This window comes from Dactylosporangium sp. NPDC050588, from assembly GCF_040654975.1.
In the GTDB taxonomy this organism is placed as follows: Bacteria; Actinomycetota; Actinomycetes; order Mycobacteriales; family Micromonosporaceae; genus Dactylosporangium; species Dactylosporangium maewongense.
The window spans coordinates 1-18,245 of sequence record NZ_JBFAJA010000127.1; the positions used below are offsets into that span (position 1 = coordinate 1).

The window sequence follows — 18,245 nt, forward strand, 5'->3', positions numbered from 1 at the left end:
CCGGTGCGGACGCCGTCATCGCCTCCGAATCCGACATCCTGGACGGCGTCGCGATGTCGTGTTTACGTCAGAGGTGACCGGCCCGGCTCAGCCGTGCAGATCTACAGCTGCAACGGCCAGGCCAACCAGCAGTGGAACGTCAACAGCAACGGCACCATCTCCGGCGTGCAGTCCGGTCGGTGCCTGGACGTCTGGGGCACCGGCAACGGCCAGCAAATCCAGCTCTATGACTGCAACGGCCAGGCCAACCAACGTTTCAGCCTCAACTGACCCGCCATGCCGCCGGTGGTCGAACGGCCACCGGCGGCATTTTCAACGGTGAGCCATGCCAGCGAGGACGCAAACCTTACGCCCGTACGGGGAAAATCGTGTGCCATGACACGATCCGAGCATCGGATGTAGTCAAACATCCGAATCGCGGTCAGGTACAGCAGCCGAACGGCCATGCACGCCATCCTGCGCCACAGCCACAAAACACCAGCTCACACCTGGTGCGACTCGGCGGCATCCTCCACGAATACCGACATGCCGCTCGACCTGCCCGGACGGTATTCTCGGCACCTACAGCGTCCTGGAGGACTGATCCACCTGCGGCAGACCTGGTGACACGTGCCATCAGGTCCGCCGTGTCACGCCGCAATCGGCCACAGGTGGATCGAACCGGCCAAGCCGGTGGTGGCCAGGAGAGCGCCGTCCGGGCTGACTGCCAGAGCCCGCACGTCGCCGCCCTCCACCGTGCGCGTAACGCGCACCAGACCAGTGACCGGATTGCGGAAGCGCACGTGGCCGTCGGCCTCGCCGGTGATCAGCGCCGAGGTTCGCGCTGTGAAGCCCACGCCGTAAGCCGGCAGGGGCAGTACGACGGACGGTTGCGACGTGTCGTCCCACGGCGACAGCCACCCTCCGCTGTACGCGGCGGTGGCAAGCTTCGAACCGTCCGGGCTGAACACGATTGCGGTGACATAGGCGCTCGTTAGCGTCCGTCGCACCGCTCCCGTCGCAACATCCCATAGCTGGACGCCGCCGGCGCCCGCGGTGGCCAGCAGGGAGCCGTCCGGCAGGAACGCGACCGCCGACACGTCCGCGGCGGGAATGCTGCGGCGCTCTTGTCCAGTGACGGGATCCAGCAGCCGCACGCGTTTGGGGTCGGTGAAGGCCAGCAGCGACCCGTCGGGGCTGAACGCCAGCACGTGCATCTGCTGAAAGCCGACGGCCGGCACGGTGATCTCGCGCCGCCAGCCGGTGCTGGTGTCGGTGTCGGTGTGACCACGGAGAACGGCCTGGTACCCCTTGGGCAACACCAGCAGCGTGACCGGCAGGACCGCCAGCGAAACGACCACGACCACCGATCGCAGTCGGCGCCGCCACAGATCGGCGAGACGCGGTGACCAAGTCGGCCACCTGCGGCGGATCGGACCCGTCGGGGAGCCGGCGAGGTGGTCGCGCAGCAGATCATGCCGGAATTGGTAGATGGGGCCCGCCTGGCGCAGCACACCCGCCGCGTGTTGTCGGCGCAGGAACCGCACCAGCCAGATGAGCGGCGGCAGTAGGGCCACACCGGTTCCCAGGCCGACGACGAGGCTTGGCAGTAGCCGTTGCAGCCGCAGGTCAGCGCGGCGTGGTTGGCCGGCCCGGCCGGCGCTCAGTCCCTCCACGACCGCTGTGACGACGATCGCGAGGACTCCGAAGAACACCGCCCAGAGCCACGCAGCGGCCTTGACGTCATCAGCCCACAGGACAAGCCCGGTGGTGGCCTCAACGGCTCGCGCCGGGTCGACGGTATGCCACAACAGCAGCACGGCAGCGCCGCCGACCCCGCCGGCCGCGGACACGCTCAAAATGGTTCCAAGGTCGCCGCATGCGTCGCGGATTCGCCGCCACACTCTGTCCCGGCCGGCCACCCACGCGCGTCCGGCCGCCGCCCGGCGGGTGTGTCGCCCGCAGAGGGCACCCACGGCGAGCCCGATGAGCGACCCGCCAAAAGCGTCGCTGACATTGCCGAGCAGCACGCCGACCGCACCCGAGGCGGGAGCCTGCTCGATCCGGTCGTCGCAGAGCAGGGAGACGAACCAGCGGCCCGCGCTGTCCTGAAACACGGTGACCGTGGACGGGGACGCCTCGGAGCGCGCCTGCAACGCCATGTTGTACACCAGCCGGACACACCCGAACGTCCGGGCAAGCTCAGCAGCTTGCTCCCGGGGTCGGGTAGAAGCGGTACTTGAACGCACGCTTCACAGTCCGGGACAAGGTTCGGAAGTTAGCACGCCGTTCAGTGAATGTTTCGGCGACGCGCGGGTAGGCGCCGATCCGCCCCTTGGCGGCGGATCGGCTATTCCTGCCCTGTCCCGCAGCCGATCCGTTCCTCCCACGGCGAAGCCGGGGATTTCCACGGAGGTTCCGATGACGACGGAGACACCCACGACCGCGGCCGCGCTGTCCGTCGCCACCCGCTACTACTCACCCGCCCTGCTCAACCACTGCGTCCGTTCCTACCTCTGGGCGGCGACGTACGGCACCGCCCGCGGGATCGCCTTCGACGACGAGCTGCTGTACGTCGCGGCGCTGCTGCACGACATCGGCCTCACCGAGCCGTTCGACAGCCACCACCTGCCCTTCGAGGAGGCGGGCGGGCACATGGCCTGGACCTTCGCCGTGGCGTCCGGCTGGCCACCCCACCGCGCCGCCAGAGCCGCCGAGATCATCGTCCAGCACATGCACAGCGACGTCTCGCCGGCTGCCGACCCCGAGTCCCACCTGCTCCAGGTCGCCAGCAGCTGGGAGGTGGCCGGCCGGCACGCCGACGCGTTCCCGCCCGAGTCCCGGACGGACCTGCTCGCCCGCTACCCGCGCCTGGGCTTCGGCGCGGAGTTCCTCGCCTGCTTCCAGGACCAGGCCGCCCGCAAGCCGGACAGCCCCGCCGGCACGTCCGTCCGCACCGACGTCGCCACCCGGATCGCCACCAACCCCCTCGACTCCCATCCGGCCACCTGACCCGCACGCTCCCGACCCTCGCTGCGATTTGGCCGTACAAATACGCTACGCTGTGTGCCACGCGAGCCCATGCGGCAGACAGCCGTATGGCTTCGAGCTCACGGTCAGCGCAGCCACCAGCCGTCCCCGCCAAGCCAGGGACAGCCCGAGCAGATTGGCATCCTCGCTTGGCTCGACGCACAGGCGCCAACGAAGCGGCGTATGGCACGCTCGCACGCGAGCTGCGCGACGCGATCCTGCGCGACGAGTTCAAGGACGGACGCCCGCTCCCGACCGAGGCCGAGCTCGCCTCCACCTACAGTGTCAGCCGCCAGACGGTCCGGCGCGCGTTCCTCGAACTCGTCAACGAGGGCCTGGTCACCCGCGTGCCCGGCCGCGGGACCTTCGTCAGCGACCCCGACGAGAAGTACCTCCGCCAGGTCGGGTCGATCGAGGACCTGATGGCGCTGTCGATCGACACCGAGATGGAGATCGTGCATCCGCTCGGGCATCAGGCGGACATCGACGCTGCCGGCCGCCTGCAGCTGACGAGCGACTTCGTCTACTCGATGACGTTCCTGCGCCGCCACCACGAGACACCGTTCTGCGTGACGACCGTGTACGTCCCGCCGACCATCGGCAAGCGCCTGCTCCAGTCGACCGAGCTCCCGGCGGCGGGACGCACCAGCACGCTGACCGTGGTCGGGCTGATCGACACGCTGTTCGACGATCCGGTCGTCGAGGCCGACCAGAGCATCACGGCGGTCGCCGCGGACGCGGACCTGGCGAAGGTGCTCAACTGCGGGGCCGGCGAGCCGCTGCTCAGGGTCGACCGCGTGTATTCGACAGCCGACGGCGCGCCGGTCGAGCTGGCGATCAGCTACTTCCTGCCGCGGCACTACACGTACCGGGTCCGGCTGCGCCGCACCGCACGTTGAGTTCGCCCTGTTCTGATCTTCGGCGCGACAAGACGGTGGGCCGCGCCGCCCGGACCCCGGCGTGGGTGGCGAACCCGACCTGCAGCGGCTTGCCGTCGGTGCCGAAGCTGCGCTGGACACCCCCGGCGGCCGGCACCGCCAGTGCCATGGCCCGGGCGATGCCGTCGGCGCCCAGCCCCAGGGCGACCGCCGCCCCGGCCGCCGCTCCCAGGGCGCCGCAGGTCGTCGTCGCGTGCCAGCCCGCCGAGTAGTGCGGCCAGCCGAGGGCGATCCCGAGCCGGGCCATCACCCCCGCGCCGGCCAGGTAGGTCCGGGCACCGCCGCCGAGCGCGAGCGCGACCGGGACGCAGACGGTGCTGATGTGTGAGGTCGACGGCATGTGCAGGTCGTCGAAGTCGAGGAGGTGGCAGGCGAACGCCCAGCGCGCCTCCTCCGGCAGGTCCGCGGTGATGCCGATGACCGGTTCCCGGTGCGCCGCCAGGCCGACGGCCACGGTGTCCACAAGGGACCGGCCGGCGAGTGCCAGCTCCCCGGCGCTCGGGTCCAGCGCCGCCGCCCAGCCGGCCAGCGCCTGCGTGGCACCGGAGGGGGTCGTCGTCATCTCGCCGTGGCTCACGCCGGCGCCCCCGTCCCCTCCAGGCCCAGTTCGGCGAGGATCCGCTCGGTGTGCTCGCCCGGGGCCGGAATGGGTGCCATCACCGGTTCGTGACCGTCCATGGTGACCGGTGGCACCAGCGCCATGAGCGGGCCGACCGGGGACCCGACCTGCCGCCAGCGGTCGCGCGCCGCCAGCTGTTCGTGCTCCACCAGGCCCGCCATGTCACGCAGCCGGGCGTTGGCGATCCCGGCATCCTCCAGGCGGGCGATGACCTCGGCGGCGGCCAGGTCCCGGAACACCCGGACGATCTCCGCGCGGAGCGCGCCGGAGTGGGCCACGCGCAGGCTGTTGGTGGCGAACCGCTCGTCGGTGGCCAGCTCCGGCCGGCCGAGGATCTTCTCGCAGAAGACCACCCACTCCCGCTGGTTCTGGATGCCGAGGAACACCCGCTCGCCGCCGGCGCAGTCGAAGGGCCCATAGGGCGCGATGGCCGCGTGCGAGGCGCCGCTGCGCACGGGTGGCGTGCCGCCGTACCGGGCGTAGTACATGGGAAAGCCCATCCACTCCGCCAGCGCCTCGAGCATGGAGATCTCCAGCGTGGCGCCTTCGCCGGTGTGGCCCTTGCGGATCAGTGCGGTCAGCACGCCGGTGTAGGTGTACATCCCGGCGGCGATGTCGGCCACCGAGATGCCGACCTTGGCGGGGTCCTCCGGCGTGCCGGTGACGGACACGAGGCCGGCCTCGCACTGCACCAACAGGTCGTAGGCCTTCTTCTCGGTGTACGGCCCACCGGCGCCGTAGCCGGAGATCGACGCGTGGACCAGTCCGGGGTGCCGGGTGCGCAGCTGCGCGGCGCCGAGCCCGAGCCGGTCGGCGGCCCCCGGTGCGAGGTTCTGCACGAACACGTCGGCCCGGTCGACCAGCGCATGGATCACGCGGCGCCCGTGCTCCGACTTCAGGTCCAGTCCGATGGACTCCTTGGAGCGGTTGAGCCAGACGAAGTGTGACGACATGCCGCGCACGGTCTCGTCGTACTGCCGGGCGAAGTCGCCCGATCCGGGCCGCTCGACCTTGATCACCCTCGCGCCGAGGTCGGCCAGCTGCCGCGTGGCGAACGGCGCCGCCACGGCCTGCTCGAGCGAGACGACGGTGATGCCTTCCAGCGGGCCCATCACCGTGTCTTCCAGAGAGCGCCCGGCCGGCCCGTCGGAACCTTCATGTCGCCTCCATCGGACAAGCTAGGCATTTGTACGGCCATATTGCCCCGATGCGCGGACCCATGTCAACGCCGCCGCAGCCCTTCAGGACGGCCGCGCCCAGCGGCGCTTGACCGCGCTGATGCGTGGTCGCCGGTCGTGCGCACCGGGAATCCACTGCACATCGCGGAGGCCGGCCTGGCGGATCGCGGAGCGGTACTGCTCGTCGGTGAACAGCGTCAGGGTGTGCTCCTCGCTCCAGTGCCGGATGCCGGTGTCCGGCTCACCGAGCAGGTAGTGCATGGTCAGCGTCGACGTCGTGCCGGCGTTGCGGGACACGCACATCCTGGTGAGATGGCGCCGGCCGTCGGCGGCCGTGCCGGTGTCGACAGGTCCGGAGATCCATTGGCTCGGGGTGAACCATGGCTCGAGCACCAGGACGCCGCCGGGTTCCAGATGCGCGGCGAGGCAGAGCAGCGTCTGGTTGAGCTCCTGGACCGACCGCGCGTAGCCGATGGAGGAGAACAGGCAGGTGACCGCGCTGAACGTCCGGGTGAGCCGGAAGTCGCGCATGTCGCCGACGTGCACCGCGACGCCGTCGAGACGATCGGCAGCGGCCTTGCGCATCGGTTCGGCGAGTTCCAGTCCCTCGACGTGCGCGAAGCTGTGGCGGAAGTGGGACAGGTGCAGCCCGGTGCCGCACGCGACGTCGAGGAGGCTGTCCGCCGCGGGGTTGCGTCGCCGGATCAGGTCGGTGATGTCGTAGGCCTCGCGTTGGTAGTCCTTGCCCGCGGCGACGGTGTAGATGAGCTCGTAGGCCGCGGCGAGATCCTGGTCGTGGGGCATGTGCGTCGTTCTTTCGTCGGCCGGCGGGCGCTGGTCATGGCGTAGCGGACGGCATGCGCGCCGCATCGGGTCTGCCGCAGGCGTGTCTCGGGCGGCCCGTGGTGCTGTCACCCATGGGCCTCTCCTCTCCGGTGCGGTGGCGCTGTACCGTACACGCCCTCGTTGCGGAGGCCGCGTCCGCGTGCGCGGGGTTCACATCGTGACGGGCTGGGGCGGGCCGAGATCAGGTACAGCCGATCGGCCATGGCCCGCAGCAGATCGGCGAGGGCCGTCCGATCGCCGCGCTGGTGCAGCGCCTGCGCCGCGCGCACCGCGGCGAGCAGCATCGGGCCGTCCGCACCCCACAGCGGCGCGTACCGTTCGATCCGCACGACGAATCCGCGCAGCTCACAGCCGATGGTCGCGCCGCGAATCGGCTCCCCGCCCACGGCCGGCAGCAGCCCGCCGGTCACGGTGAGGTAGGCGTCCCAGGCTGTCCGCTGCGCTGCCGGCATGCTGGCCGCCGACCTCCCTGGTGCGCGTCGCTGCCCCGGCGTGCAGGCGAGTCGGTCAGAACCTCATCCATCCGCGGGGATGCCGGCCGAGCGAGTTGAAGACTTCTTCAATTTATCACACCTTCATGAAGGCGAGCAGTCGTCAGCCACGCGGAGGTGTGCGGATGTGCGGTGGCTACCCGGACGTCTCTTGCGAGTGCGCGCGCAGCTCGTCGAGCAGGCCGTCGCGGTCGCTGAGCACGGCGCCGAGGATCCTCCGCCCGACGGCGAGGAGCTCCGCCAGGTCGGGGGTGCTCAGCGCATACATCACCAGGGGGCCTTCACGGTACGAGGTGACGAACCCGGCGCGCCGGAGCACGGACAGCTGCTGGGAGAGGTTCGATGCCTCGACCTCGATCTCGTCCAGGAGGTCGCGGACCGGGCGTGGCCCGTCCTGCAGCAGCTCCAGCACGCGGATGCGCACGGGGTGGCCGAGTGTGCGAAACATCTCCGCTTTCGCCTGGTACAGCGGCACCGACATGCTGCGCCCACCTCCGCCCTGTGCCATGGCAGCAAGGCTATCAGCCGCTGGGGAGGGGCAACGCCGTCGCAGGTGGGCTCCACCGGCGGGGTGGATGCGCCCGGCGCGGTGCGGCACGACCGTCGACTTGAAGACTTTATGAACTGATAAAGTCTTCGAATCGGCGGCGGCGTGGTCTTGACGGAGGTGGCGGGATGACGGTCCACGCGGAGGCTGTCCGTCGCGTCGCCGCACGGGTGGCCGACCTGCTGCCCCGGCGGTCGGACTGGACGGCGGCGCGCCGCGGCCCGCGGCGGGACCTGCTGGCGGGACTGACCGTCGCCGTGGTGGCGCTGCCGCTGGCCCTGGCCTTCGGCGTCTCCTCCGGGCTCGGCGCCGGGGCCGGGCTCGTGACCGCTGTCGTCGCCGGTGCGGTGGCCGCCGTGTTCGGCGGTTCGAACCTGCAGGTGTCGGGGCCCACCGGGGCGATGACCGTGGTGCTGGTGCCGGTCGTCGCGGCCTTCGGGCCGGCCGGGGTGCTGATGGTCGGGGCGATGGCCGGCGCGATCCTGATCGCCCTGGCGGTGGCCCGGCTCGGGCGGTATGTGCGATACCTGCCGACCCCGGTGATCGAGGGGTTCACCGCCGGGATCGCCGTGGTGATCGCGCTCCAGCAGGTGCCCGCCGCGCTGGGCGTCGCCGACGCGCACGGCGCGAAGGTGTGGGCCGTCGCCGCCGACGCCGTGCTGCGCTTCGTCGCCGATCCCGCGCCGGCGCCGGTGCTGACGGCGCTCGGCGTCGCCGCCGCGATGCTGGCCGGGGGCCGGTGGCGCCCGCAGCTGCCGTGGTCGCTCATCGCGGTCGCCGCCGCGACCGTCCTCGTCGTGGTCCTGCACGCCGACGTGGCCCGGATCGGCACGCTGCCCGCCGGCCTGCCCGCCCCGTCGCTGGACTTCCTCGACCCGCACGCCGTCGCCCGGCTGCTGCCTTCCGCGCTGGCCGTGGCCGCCCTCGCCGCGCTGGAGAGCCTGCTCTGCGCCACGGTCGCCGACGCCATGAGCGTCGACCAGCACCACGACCCCGACCGGGAGCTGTTCGGTCAGGGCCTGGCCAATCTCGTCAGCCCGGTGTTCGGCGGCATTCCCGCCACCGCGGCGATCGCGCGGACCGCCGTCAACGTCCGGGCCGGCGCCGGCTCGAGGCTCGCCGCCCTGACCCACGCCGCGGTCCTGGCCGCGATCATCTTCGTCGCCGCCCCGCTCGTCGCCGGCATTCCGCTGGCCGCCCTCGCCGGGGTCCTGCTCGCCACCACGGTCCGGATGGTCGAGGCCAGCGCGCTGCTGGCACTGGCCCGCTCGACCCGCGGCGACGCGCTCGTGCTCGCCCTCACCTTCACGGTCACCGTCGCCGTCGACCTCGTCGCCGCGGTCGTGGTCGGGCTCGGCGCCGCCGTGGTGCTGGCGCTGCGGGCCGTGGCCCGCAGCGTGCGGCTGGAACAGGTCCCGCTCGACACCACCGACCACAGCGACGAAGAGCATCAGCTGCTGACCGAGCACATCGTCGCGTACCGGCTCGACGGCCCGCTGTTCTTCGCCGCCGCCCACCATTTCCTGATCGAGTTGTCCGACGTCGCCGACGTCCGGGTGGTGATCCTGCGCATGTCACGGGTCACGACCGTCGACGCGACCGGCGCGCACGTGCTGGGCGACGCCATCGCCCGGCTGCGCCGCCGCGGCATCACCGTGCTGCTGTCCGGCGTCGCCCCGCACCACGACCAGGTGCTCACCGCCCTCGGCGTCGCCGACGAGCTGCCCCGCTTCCCCGACACCCCGGCCGCCATCGCGCATGCCCGGGTGCACCTGCAAGAGCAGCACGCGCACTCGCCCGCGGACCCCACGGGCGCGGTGGATCGTGCCGCCGACCCACTGGAGTCGCAGAATTGATAAAGTCTGCAATTCATGAATGCCTCAGATGGGGATCGGCGGCGTGACCCGGCCCGCTCGGCCGGGGATCTCGCATCGCTGTACACGCGCGGGGCGGCCCGTCTCGCGGCGGCGATCGCGGCGCGGCCGGACACCGCCGCCGAGGTGACCGGCCGCCCCAACCGCATCGCGGTGATCAGCGACGGCAGCGCCCTGCCCGGCGTCGGCGACGTCGGGCCGGTGGCGGCGCTGCCGCTGCTGGAGGCCAAGGCCGCCCTGTACGCCGGCATCGCCGACATCGACGCCGTGCCGATCTGCGTCAGCACCGGCGACGCCCCCAGCACCGACAGCCTGGTCGCGACGATCCGGGCGGTCGCGCCCACGTTCGGGGCCATCGATCTCATCGGCTTCGCCGCACCCGGATGCCGGGACCTCGAACGCCGCCTGCGGATCGCGCTCGACGTCCCGGTCTTCCACGACGAGCAGCACGCGACCCCGGTCGTGGTGCTGGCCGCGCTGCGCAACGCGCTGCGCGTCGCCGGCAAGGACCTGCGCGCCGCCCGCATCGCCGTGCTGGGCGAGGGCGTGACCGGCGATGCGGTGACCCGGCTGCTGCTGTACGCCGGCGCCCGCGACGTGACCGTCTGCACCAGGGAGGCGATCGCCGGCCCCGATGTCGACGCGTTGCCGGAGCACGCCGCCCGGCCGGCGGACCGCACCGACCCGCGACGACTGCACGGCGGCCCGGCACAGGCCGTCGCCGGCGCCGACGCCGTCATCGGCCTGGACACCGACGGGCAGCTGGACCGGCGGCTGGTGGACACGATGCAGGCGCCGCCGGTGGTGTTCGCGCTGGCCGGGCCGCCGCCCACGACTGGATCGACGGCGGTGACCGCGAGCTGTCTCCCTGACCACCCGAACCAGCTCACCGGCCTGCCGGCCTTCCCCGGCATCGTCCGCGGGCTGCTCAACGCCCGCGCGCCGCGGATCACCACGACGATGCTCCTCGCCGCGGCCGACGTCCTCGCCGGTTGGGTCGGCGAGGACGTCCTCGGGCCGCACCGCCTGCTGCCCGACCCCTTCGATCCCCGGCTGGTCTCGACCGTGGCGGCCGCGGTCGCCGCCGTCGAGGCGTCACGCCGCCGTGCGCACCATGCCGAGCCGACCGATCCGCCGCTGGGACCGCGGAGCTAGGATCGCCGACCCGCGCCGACGCTCGAGGGGACCGGCTGGGGCTGCACGGGAGAACGGCCCCGCGTGGCGAGCCGGGTGGCGGCGAGCAGCACGAGCAGCCCGAGGAGGCTGAGCGCCGCCCCGGCCCACAGCGTCGAGGTGTACCCGAGTCCGGCGCCGATGGTGACGCCGCCGACCCAGGCGCCGAGCGCGTTGCCGACGTTGAAGGCGGCGATGTTGGCTCCCGAGGCCAGGGTCGGTGCCTGCCCGGCGTACTGCATGATGCGCATCTGCAGGCCGGGGACGGTGGCGAAGCCGAACGCGCCCATGAGCGCGAGCGAGACGATGGTCAGCACCTGGTTGGACGCGGTGAGCGCGAAGAGGACCAGGACGGCGGTGAGCGCGGCGAGGACGACCGTCAGCGTCCTGGTCACGGACCGGTCGGCGGCCTTGCCGCCCAGGCTGTTGCCGATGAACAGGCCGACGCCGAAGAGGACCAGCAGCCATGGCACGGTGCCGGCGGCGAACCCGCTGACCTTGGTGAGCGTGTACGCGATGTAGGTGAACGCACCGAACATGCCGCCGAAGCCGAGGACGGTGATCAGCAACGAGAACCAGACCTGCGGGTGTGCGAAGGCCCGGATCTCGTGGCGCAGGCGGACCGGTGCGGTGGCGGTGCTGGTACCGGCCGGGACGAGGGTGGCCATGCCGATCAGCGCGACGACACCGATGCCGGTGATGGCCCAGAAGGTGGAGCGCCAGCCGAGCTGCTGGCCCAGGAACGTGCCGAACGGGACGCCGAGGACGTTGGCGGCGGTCAGACCGGTGAACATCATGGCGATGGCGGCGGCTCGCCGGGCCGGCGCGACGAGACCGGCCGCGACGACGGCGCCGATGCCGAAGAACGCCCCGTGGGACAGGGCGGCGACGACGCGCCCGGCCATCATCACCGAGTAGGTGCCGGCCAGCGCCGACGTCAGGTTCCCGGCGATGAACAGCACCATGAGCCCGGTGAGCACATGTTTGCGGTTGAACCGCGTGACCGCGGCGGTCAGGCCGACCGCGCCGGCGGAGACCGCCAGGGCGTAGCCGGAGATGAGCCAGCCGGCGGCGGACTCGGTGACCCCGAAGTCGGTGGCGACCTCAGGGAGCAGGCCCATGATCACGAACTCGGTGAGGCCGATGCCGAAGCCTCCGATGGCCAGGGCGAGAAGCCCCAGGGGCAGGCGCTGCGTCGTAGCAGACATGTTGGCTCTCCAGGTAGCGGTAATACAGCGCGCTTGCAACTACCGGCGCGCGCAACTCAACACTTGCACGCGCCGTATATCGGCGCAAGCGTGCCGTGGCCCACAAACCAAGCGTCTGCAACTATCGGCGTACGCGTCTAGAATCGCCGTAGGACTCGGGAGGGCGACATGGGCATCGGCGACGACGCGGTCGAGATCCGCGCCCAGGGCTGGCGGACCCTCGCCGCACTGCACGGCCTCATCGACGCGGCGCTGGAGAAGGCACTGCAGACGGAGCATCAGCTGTCCGTCGTGGAGTACACGGTGCTCGACGCCCTCTCCCGCCAGGACGGCTGGCACATGCGCATGCAGCAGCTGGCCCGGGCGGCCGCGCTGTCCAGCAGCGCCACCACCCGCCTCGTCAACCGGCTGGAAGACCGCGGCCTGCTCACCCGCGTGCTGTGCCAGGACGACCGCCGCGGCATCTACACCGAGCTCACCGCCGCGGGCCGGGCCTTGTACGAGCAGGCCCGCCCCGCCCACGACGAGGTCCTCGCCACCACCCTGGCCGAGGCCGGACAACTGCCCGAGCTCGGACCACTGGTCGACGCCCTGCACCAGCTGCCCGCCAGGTCCGGGGCCTGATCCCGCCCGACGGAGTCCGGCACCGGACGCGACCGTGCAGGGCGATGGTCGGGGCCGCAGCAAACGGCTATGGTGACCGGCATGCGTGACGGGTACGGCTTCGGCGGCATCGGCAGGCGTTCAGCCCTGTCGATGCTGGCGTTGGTGGCCGTGCTGCTGGTCGCGATCGAGGCCGCCCGGGACATCGGACTGTGCATCGTGTTCCGTTTGGCCCGGCGTGCGGTCCCGGGATGTGTTCCGGCATGGTCGGCGGACCGGGCACCGCCGCGGCGCGCGGTCACCGTCTGAAGCCGCCCGCCGCGCAGCGTCCGAGCGTGACGCCGCCCCGTGTGATCTGGAAGCACCATGCCCAAGTTCCGTCATAGACCCTGTCCCCCCATGTCCGGTCGCCGGTCACGGTCGCCGATCGCGCTACCGGCGCTGGGGTGATGGTCATGCCCATCCCGGGCGCGTACGCCGAACACTGTCTCGCTCTCGACCTGGGAACGTCGACCGTCCGGCTGTGGACACCGGCGACCGGCACGGCGATCACCGCACCCACGGTCCTTGCCCGGCTCGAGGGCGACCGGTTCGTCGCCGGACAGGCCGCGCTCGCCGTGCCCGCCGACGCGGGCAGCGTGACGTGGCCGGTCCGCGGCGGAGTGGTGCGTGACTTCTTCGCCTGCGTGCAGATGCTGCGGCTGCTCGTCGCCGATCTCGGGCTGCCCTCGGATCCCACGTTGCGGGTGCTCGCCGGGGTACCGGCCACCGCCACCCCGCGCCAGCGGACCATGCTCGTCGCCGCGGCGCGCCAAGGCGTCGGGGGGCGCGTGACCGCCGTGGAGGAACCCCTGGCGGCAGCGTTGGCCTGCCGGCCGGACGCCGCGGACACCGACGCCGATCTGGTCGTGGTGGACATCGGGTCGGGACGGACCGAGATCGCGCGAATCGCCGACGGCAGTGTCGTGGCCGCGCACCATGTCGACGCGACCGGCCTGGTCGACCTCATCCCGGCGATCGCCGACTGCGTGCGACGCCTGCACCGTCCACGCGGCAGGCGGCACCGGCTGCTGCTCACCGGTGGCGGGGCCATGACACCCGGAATCGCCGCCCAGCTGGCCGCCCTGACCGGCCGGTCGGTCACCATGCCGGCCGATCCGTCGCTGGCCACGCTCACCGGCCTGCGGCTGCTGCTCACCGGCTGACGGGACCCGGACAGCCGTCCTCACGTAGCAAACGGCTACGCGAACTCTTCCCAACACCTCGGAGTTGTTCATGGACATCGAACGCGTCTCGCTACCCGGCATCGGAACATGCCGGACCTTCACCAGCGCTACCGGTCGCCGGGTGGGAGTCATCACCCACCACGCCGGTAGCCGCCGGGACCTCATCCACAGCAGCAGCGACGATCCCGACGCCAGTTGCAGCCTCACCCTGAACCGCGACGAGGCGATCGCCCTGGCCGGCCTGCTCGGCATCTTCGACATCGTCAACACCGACGGCACCGGCGATCAGAAGCCGGCGGCCGGCGCGCCGACACGCTGACCGCGACCGGCGGTGTTCCGCCCGGCGGCCGCACCGACCGGATCCCGGTCCCGGTGTGGCCGCCCCGCGGTGGTCAGCTCTGGCGCTGCTTCCCGGCAGGGCGCGCGGGAGCACCTGCCGTACCGGCTACCGCAGTGGGTTGAACGGGGCCAGCTGCGGCGGGGCCTCACCCTTGAGGATCGTCTGGGCCATCAGCTGCCCGGTGACCGGACCCAGTGCGACGCCCCACATCCCGTGGCCGCCCGCCACGAACACCCGAGGAGCGGCGGTCGCCCCGGCCAGCGGCAGGCCATCGGGGGTGCACGGGCGCGCACCGACCCATTCGTCGCGCCGGTCGTCGAGGTGTACCCCGTGCAGAAACGGCCGCACGGCATCCACGATGGCCGCGATCCGGCGCGGGTCCAGCGGATCACCGGGGCGCCGGAACTCCATCATCCCGGCCACCCGCAGACGGCCGTCCAACGGCGTGCACGCCACCCGCTGCGCGGGAAAGTACAGCGGTCCGCTCGGCAGCCGCTCCGCCGGCACACTGAAGCTGTAGCCCCGCCCCGCCTGCACCGGACGCCGCACCCCGAAACGCGCGGTCAACTCCCCCAACACCGCCCCGGTGGCGACCACGACGGCGTCGTGCCGATCCTGATGTCCGGACCGGCACACCACGCCGACACCGCCGGGTTCCGTCCGCAGATCGAGGACATCGCAGCCCTCCACGATCCGCCCGCCACGCGCACGCACCGCCGCCGCCATCGCATCGACGAACCGTGGCGGGTCCAGATACCGCTGTCCGTAGATCTGGACGGCGGCCTCGACGCGGTCCGTCAGCACCGGCTCGACGACCCGCGCCCGCAGGCCCGGCATCGGATGGAACCGCACGTCCTGCCCGGCGGCGCGGATCTGCTCCAGCTCGGCCAGCAGCCCTCGCCGGTCGCGTTCACGGGCGTAGCAGGCCAGGAAGTTGGCCGCCCTGGTCGTCGTCGCGGCCACGCCCCCGGCCGTCAGCACGTCGAACGCCTCCAGTGACCGCTCGTTGAGCGGTACATAGGCGGCCATGCCACGCCGCCATCGCCGCGCGGTGCTGTGCGCGGCGAACGATGCCAGGAACCGCAGCAGATGCCGGTCGGCGCGCAGCGGCACATACACCGGCGACCGGGCGCTGAGCACCGCCCGCAGCCCGTAGCGCAGCACCGCCGGCTCGGGCAGCGGCGCCGCCAGCCCGGGCGTCAACCAGCCCGCGTTGCCCCACGACGCACCGGCCCCGGCGTGGCGACGCTCGTACACCGTGACCTGGACACCGGCCTCCTGCAGGAACCACGCGGTGGACAGGCCGACGATGCCCGCTCCGATCACCGCCACCGTGTCCGGGGCGTGCCCCACGAGCCCGGGACCGTCGTGTCCGGTCGGCTGAGACGACATGCCGCTCCTCTCCACGATCCGGCGCCGGTGCCGTACCGAAGAATCCCCAGCATCGGCCAGCGGCCGGCGGCATACACCACCAGCGGTCGGCAAACCTCGGACCGGCGCGGTTGCCGGGCACCGGCAAACGTAGCCCCTGCTCGGTGGCCACCGACGTCGATCTCGTCCTCAAGCTTGGTGGCATCGGCTTCACCGTGGCGCGACGGCACCTACCGGGCCTGGCAGGGCGCCGTGGGCCGATTGGGCAAGCATCATCGCGAGGCCAGGCAGGGCGATGGTGTTCGGTTCGGCGCCGGGCTGTCGCCCCGTGATCAGTGCGCTACCGCCGCGCGGCAGCGGTCCGCTGGCGTGCCGATTCGTACAGCACGACAGTCGCGGCGGTCGCCGCGTTCAGAGAGCTGGCGGACCCGGACATCGGGATCCGGACGACCTGGTCGCAGGCGTCACGCCAGCCGGCGCTGAGACCGGTGGTCTCATTGCCGATCAAGGTCAGCGTGGGGTGCGTGAAGTCGTACTCGGCGGCATCCAGTGGCCCGTGCTCATCGGTTCCCACGATCCTCATGCCGATGCCGTTGGCGCGGACGTCAGCGACCCAGGACATCACGGCCTGGTGTGAGGGCACCCGGACCACGGGTAGGGCGAAGAGCGAGCCGGTGCTCGCCCGGACCGCCTTCGGGTCGTATACGTCGGCGGCATGGCCGGTGATGATGACCCCGGAGGCGCCGAAGGCGTCTGCGGACCGGATGAGGGTCCCGATGTTGCCGGGGCTGGTGGGCCGATCGAAAACGACGGTGAGCATGGCCGGCGCGGCCGGGATTCGACACAGGTCGTCCTCCGGCAGCGCGACCACGGCCAGCAGCTCTGGAACCGTGTCCGCCTTACCTCCCAGCTCGTGCATCAGTTCACGGGATACGGCGATCTTCTCGGCCCGGATTGTGTCCAGGGCCTCGCGTGCCCACCCGGACAGCTGAGCGCTGGCGTCGTAGAGCAGCTCTCGGATCTGCCAGCCGTGTTCGACGGCCATGGCGATCGGGCGCACGCCCTGCACGAGGAACTCACCGCGACGCTGCCGCTTGGTCCGATTCCGAAGCAGAGCCTCCCACTGCTGGAATCGTGCATTGCGGCCGTTCACCCGCAGACCCACCGCTATCCCACCTCCGTCGCACAGGACCCACCCACGCCCCGCCTACCGCGCCGCGCGCGTCTACCCGGCGCTGTCGTTGGTGCCGTCTCCGTCCGGACCCGCAGAGTTCTGTCCAAGGCCTCGGCGGATCGCGATCTCTACGGGCGAGTACGCGCCGTCGCTCCGCTCCAGTTCGTACGGCGCGGCCGGCATCAGCGGCGGCTGGGCCATGAAGCGCGGCCGCGTCCCATGGTGCGGTTGCGCCGCGTGCACCAGGAACGGATGGCACAGGAAGACGTCGCCCGGCGACCCGGTGGCGAGGGCGAGCGGCCGGTGGTCGGACGCCGCCACCAGGTCGGGCGCAAGATCCAGCCCGCTCGCCCCGTCCTCCCCGTGCTTCTCCAGCACCTTCGGCACATCGAGGTGGGAGCCGACCCGGATCCGGGTCGGGGCGTCCTCCTCGCCGACCTCGCTGAACAGGAACAGCATCAGCAGCGCCCTGCCGCGGGAGCGCACATTCGTGAAGTACCAGCTCTCGCCCTCCGGCAGATAGCTGCCCTCGATGTGCCAGCCCGCGTCGTCCGGCTCCTCTCGGTGCGGGAAGCGCAGCGGGAACGTGCCCAGCGAGTAGCGCGGCTCCCAGCGTCCCGCGCCGACGAGGAGGTCGTACGCGTGGTGGAGGAACGGGGAGTTGGGTGCGGCGGCGAACGGCCCCTGTGCCATACCGGCCACCCAGTGCACGGGCTGTGTCCACGTCGCTGGATCGTCCGGTTCGCAGCCCGTCTCCCGCCACAGTAGCCGCGCGCAGTCCGCAGCCACGCGCGGCGCGACGGCGCCCTCCAACTTCACGAAACCGTCGCGAAGAAAGCGGGATACCAAGGTCGTGTCATCCATGCCCCCATCGTGCGGCGACATCGGTCCCGATCACCCGACATCTTCTGCGCCGCTTCTATCGGGTGTGCGGCAACAGCGGCGGCGCACGATCGGATCGAACCGCAGCGATCGGCCGCGACCGGTGCGCCTTCGACCAAGGTCGACGTCGGGAGAACGTCTGATGATCTCGACCCAACCGACTCCGCCGACGTCATTCGAGGTCCCGTCGCACCACCAGCTCAGGTTCCGCCTGACTGCCGAAGGGAGCGACACATGGACACCCGCATCGTCGACCATCCCGCGTTCCGGCTCGTGGGGCACGCCGCCCGCGTTCCGCTGATCCACCATGGTGTCAACCCGCACATCCAGCAGCACGTCGCCGCGCTGTCGGCGGAGGAGCACCTGCGCTTGAAGGCACTCGGCAACACTGAACCGAGCGGCCTGCTCGCGGTCAGCGACGACCTCCACCCCGACCTCGACGAGGGCAGCGAGCTGACCTACCTGCACGGGGTCGCCGTGTCCCCGGATACGCCGATCCCCGGCGGCTTCGACTTCATTGAGGTCCCGGCCGGCATGTGGGTGGTCATCCGCACCGCCGGGCCGTATCCACAGACCCTGCAGAAGACCTGGGCCGCGGCCGCAGCCGAGTGGTTCCCTTCCAACCCATGGCGTCTACGGCCAGGCCCGGAGATCGTCGCAGCACTCAAGCCTATGAACGACTTCAGCACCTCGACCTGTGAGCTCTGGCTGCCCATCGAACCGGCGTGACGACCCGGCGAGCATCCAGGTATAAGCGCCTTACGCC

The 18,245-nt window shown here is 71.6% G+C and carries 20 protein-coding genes; 10 read left to right on the forward strand and 10 right to left on the reverse strand.

Going from position 1 to position 18,245, the window contains the following annotated elements:
- Window positions 1-270, forward strand: a 270-nt coding sequence (locus AB0I21_RS52485) for a ricin-type beta-trefoil lectin domain protein (protein WP_360572774.1), incomplete at its 5' end; no start/stop codon positions are given.
- Between the two features lie 359 nt (window positions 271-629).
- Here AB0I21_RS52485 and AB0I21_RS52490 read toward each other — a convergent pair.
- Window positions 630-2,228 carry a helix-turn-helix domain-containing protein gene (locus AB0I21_RS52490; RefSeq protein ID WP_360572776.1) on the reverse strand — a complete coding sequence of 533 codons (1,599 nt, stop codon included), beginning with the start codon at window positions 2,226-2,228 and terminating at the stop codon, window positions 630-632.
- Between the two features lie 172 nt (window positions 2,229-2,400).
- Here AB0I21_RS52490 and AB0I21_RS52495 point away from each other — a divergent pair, with 172 nt between their 5' ends.
- Together AB0I21_RS52495 and AB0I21_RS52500 are read left to right on the forward strand one after the other, a co-directional pair.
- Complete coding sequence (locus AB0I21_RS52495; RefSeq protein WP_360572778.1) at window positions 2,401-2,991, forward strand: HD domain-containing protein; 591 nt, start codon at window positions 2,401-2,403, stop codon at window positions 2,989-2,991.
- A 167-nt stretch (window positions 2,992-3,158) separates the two neighbouring features.
- Window positions 3,159-3,908 carry a GntR family transcriptional regulator gene (locus tag AB0I21_RS52500; RefSeq protein WP_360572780.1) on the forward strand — a complete coding sequence of 250 codons (750 nt, stop codon included), beginning with the start codon at window positions 3,159-3,161 and terminating at the stop codon, window positions 3,906-3,908.
- Here the strand turns inward: AB0I21_RS52500 and AB0I21_RS52505 are convergent.
- The 5 genes from AB0I21_RS52505 to AB0I21_RS52525 all read right to left on the reverse strand — a co-directional run bounded on the left by AB0I21_RS52505 (window position 3,847) and on the right by AB0I21_RS52525 (window position 7,562).
- Window positions 3,847-4,509, reverse strand: a complete 663-nt coding sequence (locus AB0I21_RS52505; protein ID WP_360572782.1) for an MmgE/PrpD family protein — start codon at window positions 4,507-4,509, stop codon at window positions 3,847-3,849. The genes AB0I21_RS52500 and AB0I21_RS52505 overlap by 62 nt on opposite strands.
- Before the next feature lie 11 nt (window positions 4,510-4,520).
- Window positions 4,521-5,678, reverse strand: a complete 1,158-nt coding sequence (locus tag AB0I21_RS52510; protein WP_360572784.1) for a CaiB/BaiF CoA-transferase family protein — start codon at window positions 5,676-5,678, stop codon at window positions 4,521-4,523.
- A 129-nt stretch (window positions 5,679-5,807) separates the two neighbouring features.
- Window positions 5,808-6,548: a class I SAM-dependent methyltransferase gene (locus tag AB0I21_RS52515; protein ID WP_360572786.1), complete on the reverse strand. Its 741-nt coding sequence runs from the start codon at window positions 6,546-6,548 to the stop codon at window positions 5,808-5,810.
- A gap of 107 nt (window positions 6,549-6,655) precedes the next feature.
- Complete coding sequence (locus tag AB0I21_RS52520; protein ID WP_360572788.1) at window positions 6,656-7,042, reverse strand: hypothetical protein; 387 nt, start codon at window positions 7,040-7,042, stop codon at window positions 6,656-6,658.
- Between the two features lie 175 nt (window positions 7,043-7,217).
- A complete protein-coding gene (locus tag AB0I21_RS52525) occupies window positions 7,218-7,562 on the reverse strand; it encodes a metalloregulator ArsR/SmtB family transcription factor (protein ID WP_360572790.1) in 345 nt (114 codons plus the stop codon).
- A 194-nt stretch (window positions 7,563-7,756) separates the two neighbouring features.
- Here AB0I21_RS52525 and AB0I21_RS52530 point away from each other — a divergent pair, with 194 nt between their 5' ends.
- Window positions 7,757-9,484, forward strand: coding sequence for a SulP family inorganic anion transporter (locus AB0I21_RS52530; protein ID WP_360572792.1), 1,728 nt, complete (start codon window positions 7,757-7,759; stop codon window positions 9,482-9,484).
- A gap of 15 nt (window positions 9,485-9,499) precedes the next feature.
- Entirely contained in the window at window positions 9,500-10,657 is a 1,158-nt protein-coding gene (locus tag AB0I21_RS52535) for a malic enzyme-like NAD(P)-binding protein (RefSeq protein ID WP_360572793.1), read from the forward strand.
- Here AB0I21_RS52535 and AB0I21_RS52540 read toward each other — a convergent pair.
- Window positions 10,654-11,883, reverse strand: coding sequence for an MFS transporter (locus AB0I21_RS52540; protein WP_360572795.1), 1,230 nt, complete (start codon window positions 11,881-11,883; stop codon window positions 10,654-10,656). The genes AB0I21_RS52535 and AB0I21_RS52540 overlap by 4 nt on opposite strands.
- A gap of 168 nt (window positions 11,884-12,051) precedes the next feature.
- On the opposite strand from AB0I21_RS52540, the gene AB0I21_RS52545 reads away from it, so the two are divergent.
- The 4 genes from AB0I21_RS52545 to AB0I21_RS52560 all read left to right on the forward strand — a co-directional run bounded on the left by AB0I21_RS52545 (window position 12,052) and on the right by AB0I21_RS52560 (window position 14,031).
- The gene (locus tag AB0I21_RS52545) at window positions 12,052-12,507 is read left to right on the forward strand and encodes a MarR family transcriptional regulator (protein WP_354903182.1); all 456 of its coding nucleotides are present in this window, start codon (window positions 12,052-12,054) and stop codon (window positions 12,505-12,507) included.
- Between the two features lie 69 nt (window positions 12,508-12,576).
- Window positions 12,577-12,795 carry a hypothetical protein gene (locus AB0I21_RS52550; RefSeq protein WP_360572797.1) on the forward strand — a complete coding sequence of 73 codons (219 nt, stop codon included), beginning with the start codon at window positions 12,577-12,579 and terminating at the stop codon, window positions 12,793-12,795.
- Between the two features lie 146 nt (window positions 12,796-12,941).
- On the forward strand, window positions 12,942-13,691 hold the full coding sequence (locus AB0I21_RS52555; protein WP_360572799.1) for a rod shape-determining protein: 750 nt from the start codon (window positions 12,942-12,944) through the stop codon (window positions 13,689-13,691).
- Between the two features lie 70 nt (window positions 13,692-13,761).
- Window positions 13,762-14,031 (forward strand): potassium transporter TrkA, encoded by a 270-nt coding sequence (locus AB0I21_RS52560; RefSeq protein WP_360572801.1) that lies wholly within the window; start codon window positions 13,762-13,764, stop codon window positions 14,029-14,031.
- A gap of 126 nt (window positions 14,032-14,157) precedes the next feature.
- Here the strand turns inward: AB0I21_RS52560 and AB0I21_RS52565 are convergent, their stop codons facing one another.
- The 3 genes from AB0I21_RS52565 to AB0I21_RS52575 form a co-directional block, all read right to left on the reverse strand.
- Window positions 14,158-15,444: an FAD-dependent oxidoreductase gene (locus AB0I21_RS52565; protein ID WP_360572803.1), complete on the reverse strand. Its 1,287-nt coding sequence runs from the start codon at window positions 15,442-15,444 to the stop codon at window positions 14,158-14,160.
- A 319-nt stretch (window positions 15,445-15,763) separates the two neighbouring features.
- Window positions 15,764-16,594 (reverse strand): RNA methyltransferase, encoded by an 831-nt coding sequence (locus AB0I21_RS52570; protein ID WP_360572824.1) that lies wholly within the window; start codon window positions 16,592-16,594, stop codon window positions 15,764-15,766.
- Window positions 16,595-16,648: 54 nt separating this feature from the next.
- On the reverse strand, window positions 16,649-17,461 hold the full coding sequence (locus AB0I21_RS52575) for a phytanoyl-CoA dioxygenase family protein (protein ID WP_360572805.1): 813 nt from the start codon (window positions 17,459-17,461) through the stop codon (window positions 16,649-16,651).
- A gap of 252 nt (window positions 17,462-17,713) precedes the next feature.
- On the opposite strand from AB0I21_RS52575, the gene AB0I21_RS52580 reads away from it, so the two are divergent.
- A complete protein-coding gene (locus tag AB0I21_RS52580) occupies window positions 17,714-18,208 on the forward strand; it encodes a GyrI-like domain-containing protein (protein ID WP_360572807.1) in 495 nt (164 codons plus the stop codon).
- Window positions 18,209-18,245: the final 37 nt, after the last annotated feature.

Excerpts from the sequence above, each read along its gene's own strand:
- AB0I21_RS52495 (WP_360572778.1), top strand. The coding sequence starts at position 2,401 with ATGACGACGGAGACACCCACGACCGCGGCCGCGCTGTCCGTCGCCACC.
- AB0I21_RS52505 (WP_360572782.1), bottom strand. The coding sequence starts at position 4,509 with ATGACGACGACCCCCTCCGGTGCCACGCAGGCGCTGGCCGGCTGGGCG.
- AB0I21_RS52510 (WP_360572784.1), bottom strand. The coding sequence starts at position 5,678 with ATGGGCCCGCTGGAAGGCATCACCGTCGTCTCGCTCGAGCAGGCCGTG.
- AB0I21_RS52515 (WP_360572786.1), bottom strand. The coding sequence starts at position 6,548 with ATGCCCCACGACCAGGATCTCGCCGCGGCCTACGAGCTCATCTACACC.
- AB0I21_RS52520 (WP_360572788.1), bottom strand. The coding sequence starts at position 7,042 with ATGCCGGCAGCGCAGCGGACAGCCTGGGACGCCTACCTCACCGTGACC.
- AB0I21_RS52525 (WP_360572790.1), bottom strand. The coding sequence starts at position 7,562 with ATGTCGGTGCCGCTGTACCAGGCGAAAGCGGAGATGTTTCGCACACTC.
- AB0I21_RS52530 (WP_360572792.1), top strand. The coding sequence starts at position 7,757 with ATGACGGTCCACGCGGAGGCTGTCCGTCGCGTCGCCGCACGGGTGGCC.
- AB0I21_RS52535 (WP_360572793.1), top strand. The coding sequence starts at position 9,500 with ATGAATGCCTCAGATGGGGATCGGCGGCGTGACCCGGCCCGCTCGGCC.
- AB0I21_RS52540 (WP_360572795.1), bottom strand. The coding sequence starts at position 11,883 with ATGTCTGCTACGACGCAGCGCCTGCCCCTGGGGCTTCTCGCCCTGGCC.
- AB0I21_RS52545 (WP_354903182.1), top strand. The coding sequence starts at position 12,052 with ATGGGCATCGGCGACGACGCGGTCGAGATCCGCGCCCAGGGCTGGCGG.
- AB0I21_RS52550 (WP_360572797.1), top strand. The coding sequence starts at position 12,577 with ATGGTGACCGGCATGCGTGACGGGTACGGCTTCGGCGGCATCGGCAGG.
- AB0I21_RS52555 (WP_360572799.1), top strand. The coding sequence starts at position 12,942 with ATGCCCATCCCGGGCGCGTACGCCGAACACTGTCTCGCTCTCGACCTG.
- AB0I21_RS52560 (WP_360572801.1), top strand. The coding sequence starts at position 13,762 with ATGGACATCGAACGCGTCTCGCTACCCGGCATCGGAACATGCCGGACC.
- AB0I21_RS52565 (WP_360572803.1), bottom strand. The coding sequence starts at position 15,444 with ATGTCGTCTCAGCCGACCGGACACGACGGTCCCGGGCTCGTGGGGCAC.
- AB0I21_RS52575 (WP_360572805.1), bottom strand. The coding sequence starts at position 17,461 with ATGGATGACACGACCTTGGTATCCCGCTTTCTTCGCGACGGTTTCGTG.
- AB0I21_RS52580 (WP_360572807.1), top strand. The coding sequence starts at position 17,714 with ATGGACACCCGCATCGTCGACCATCCCGCGTTCCGGCTCGTGGGGCAC.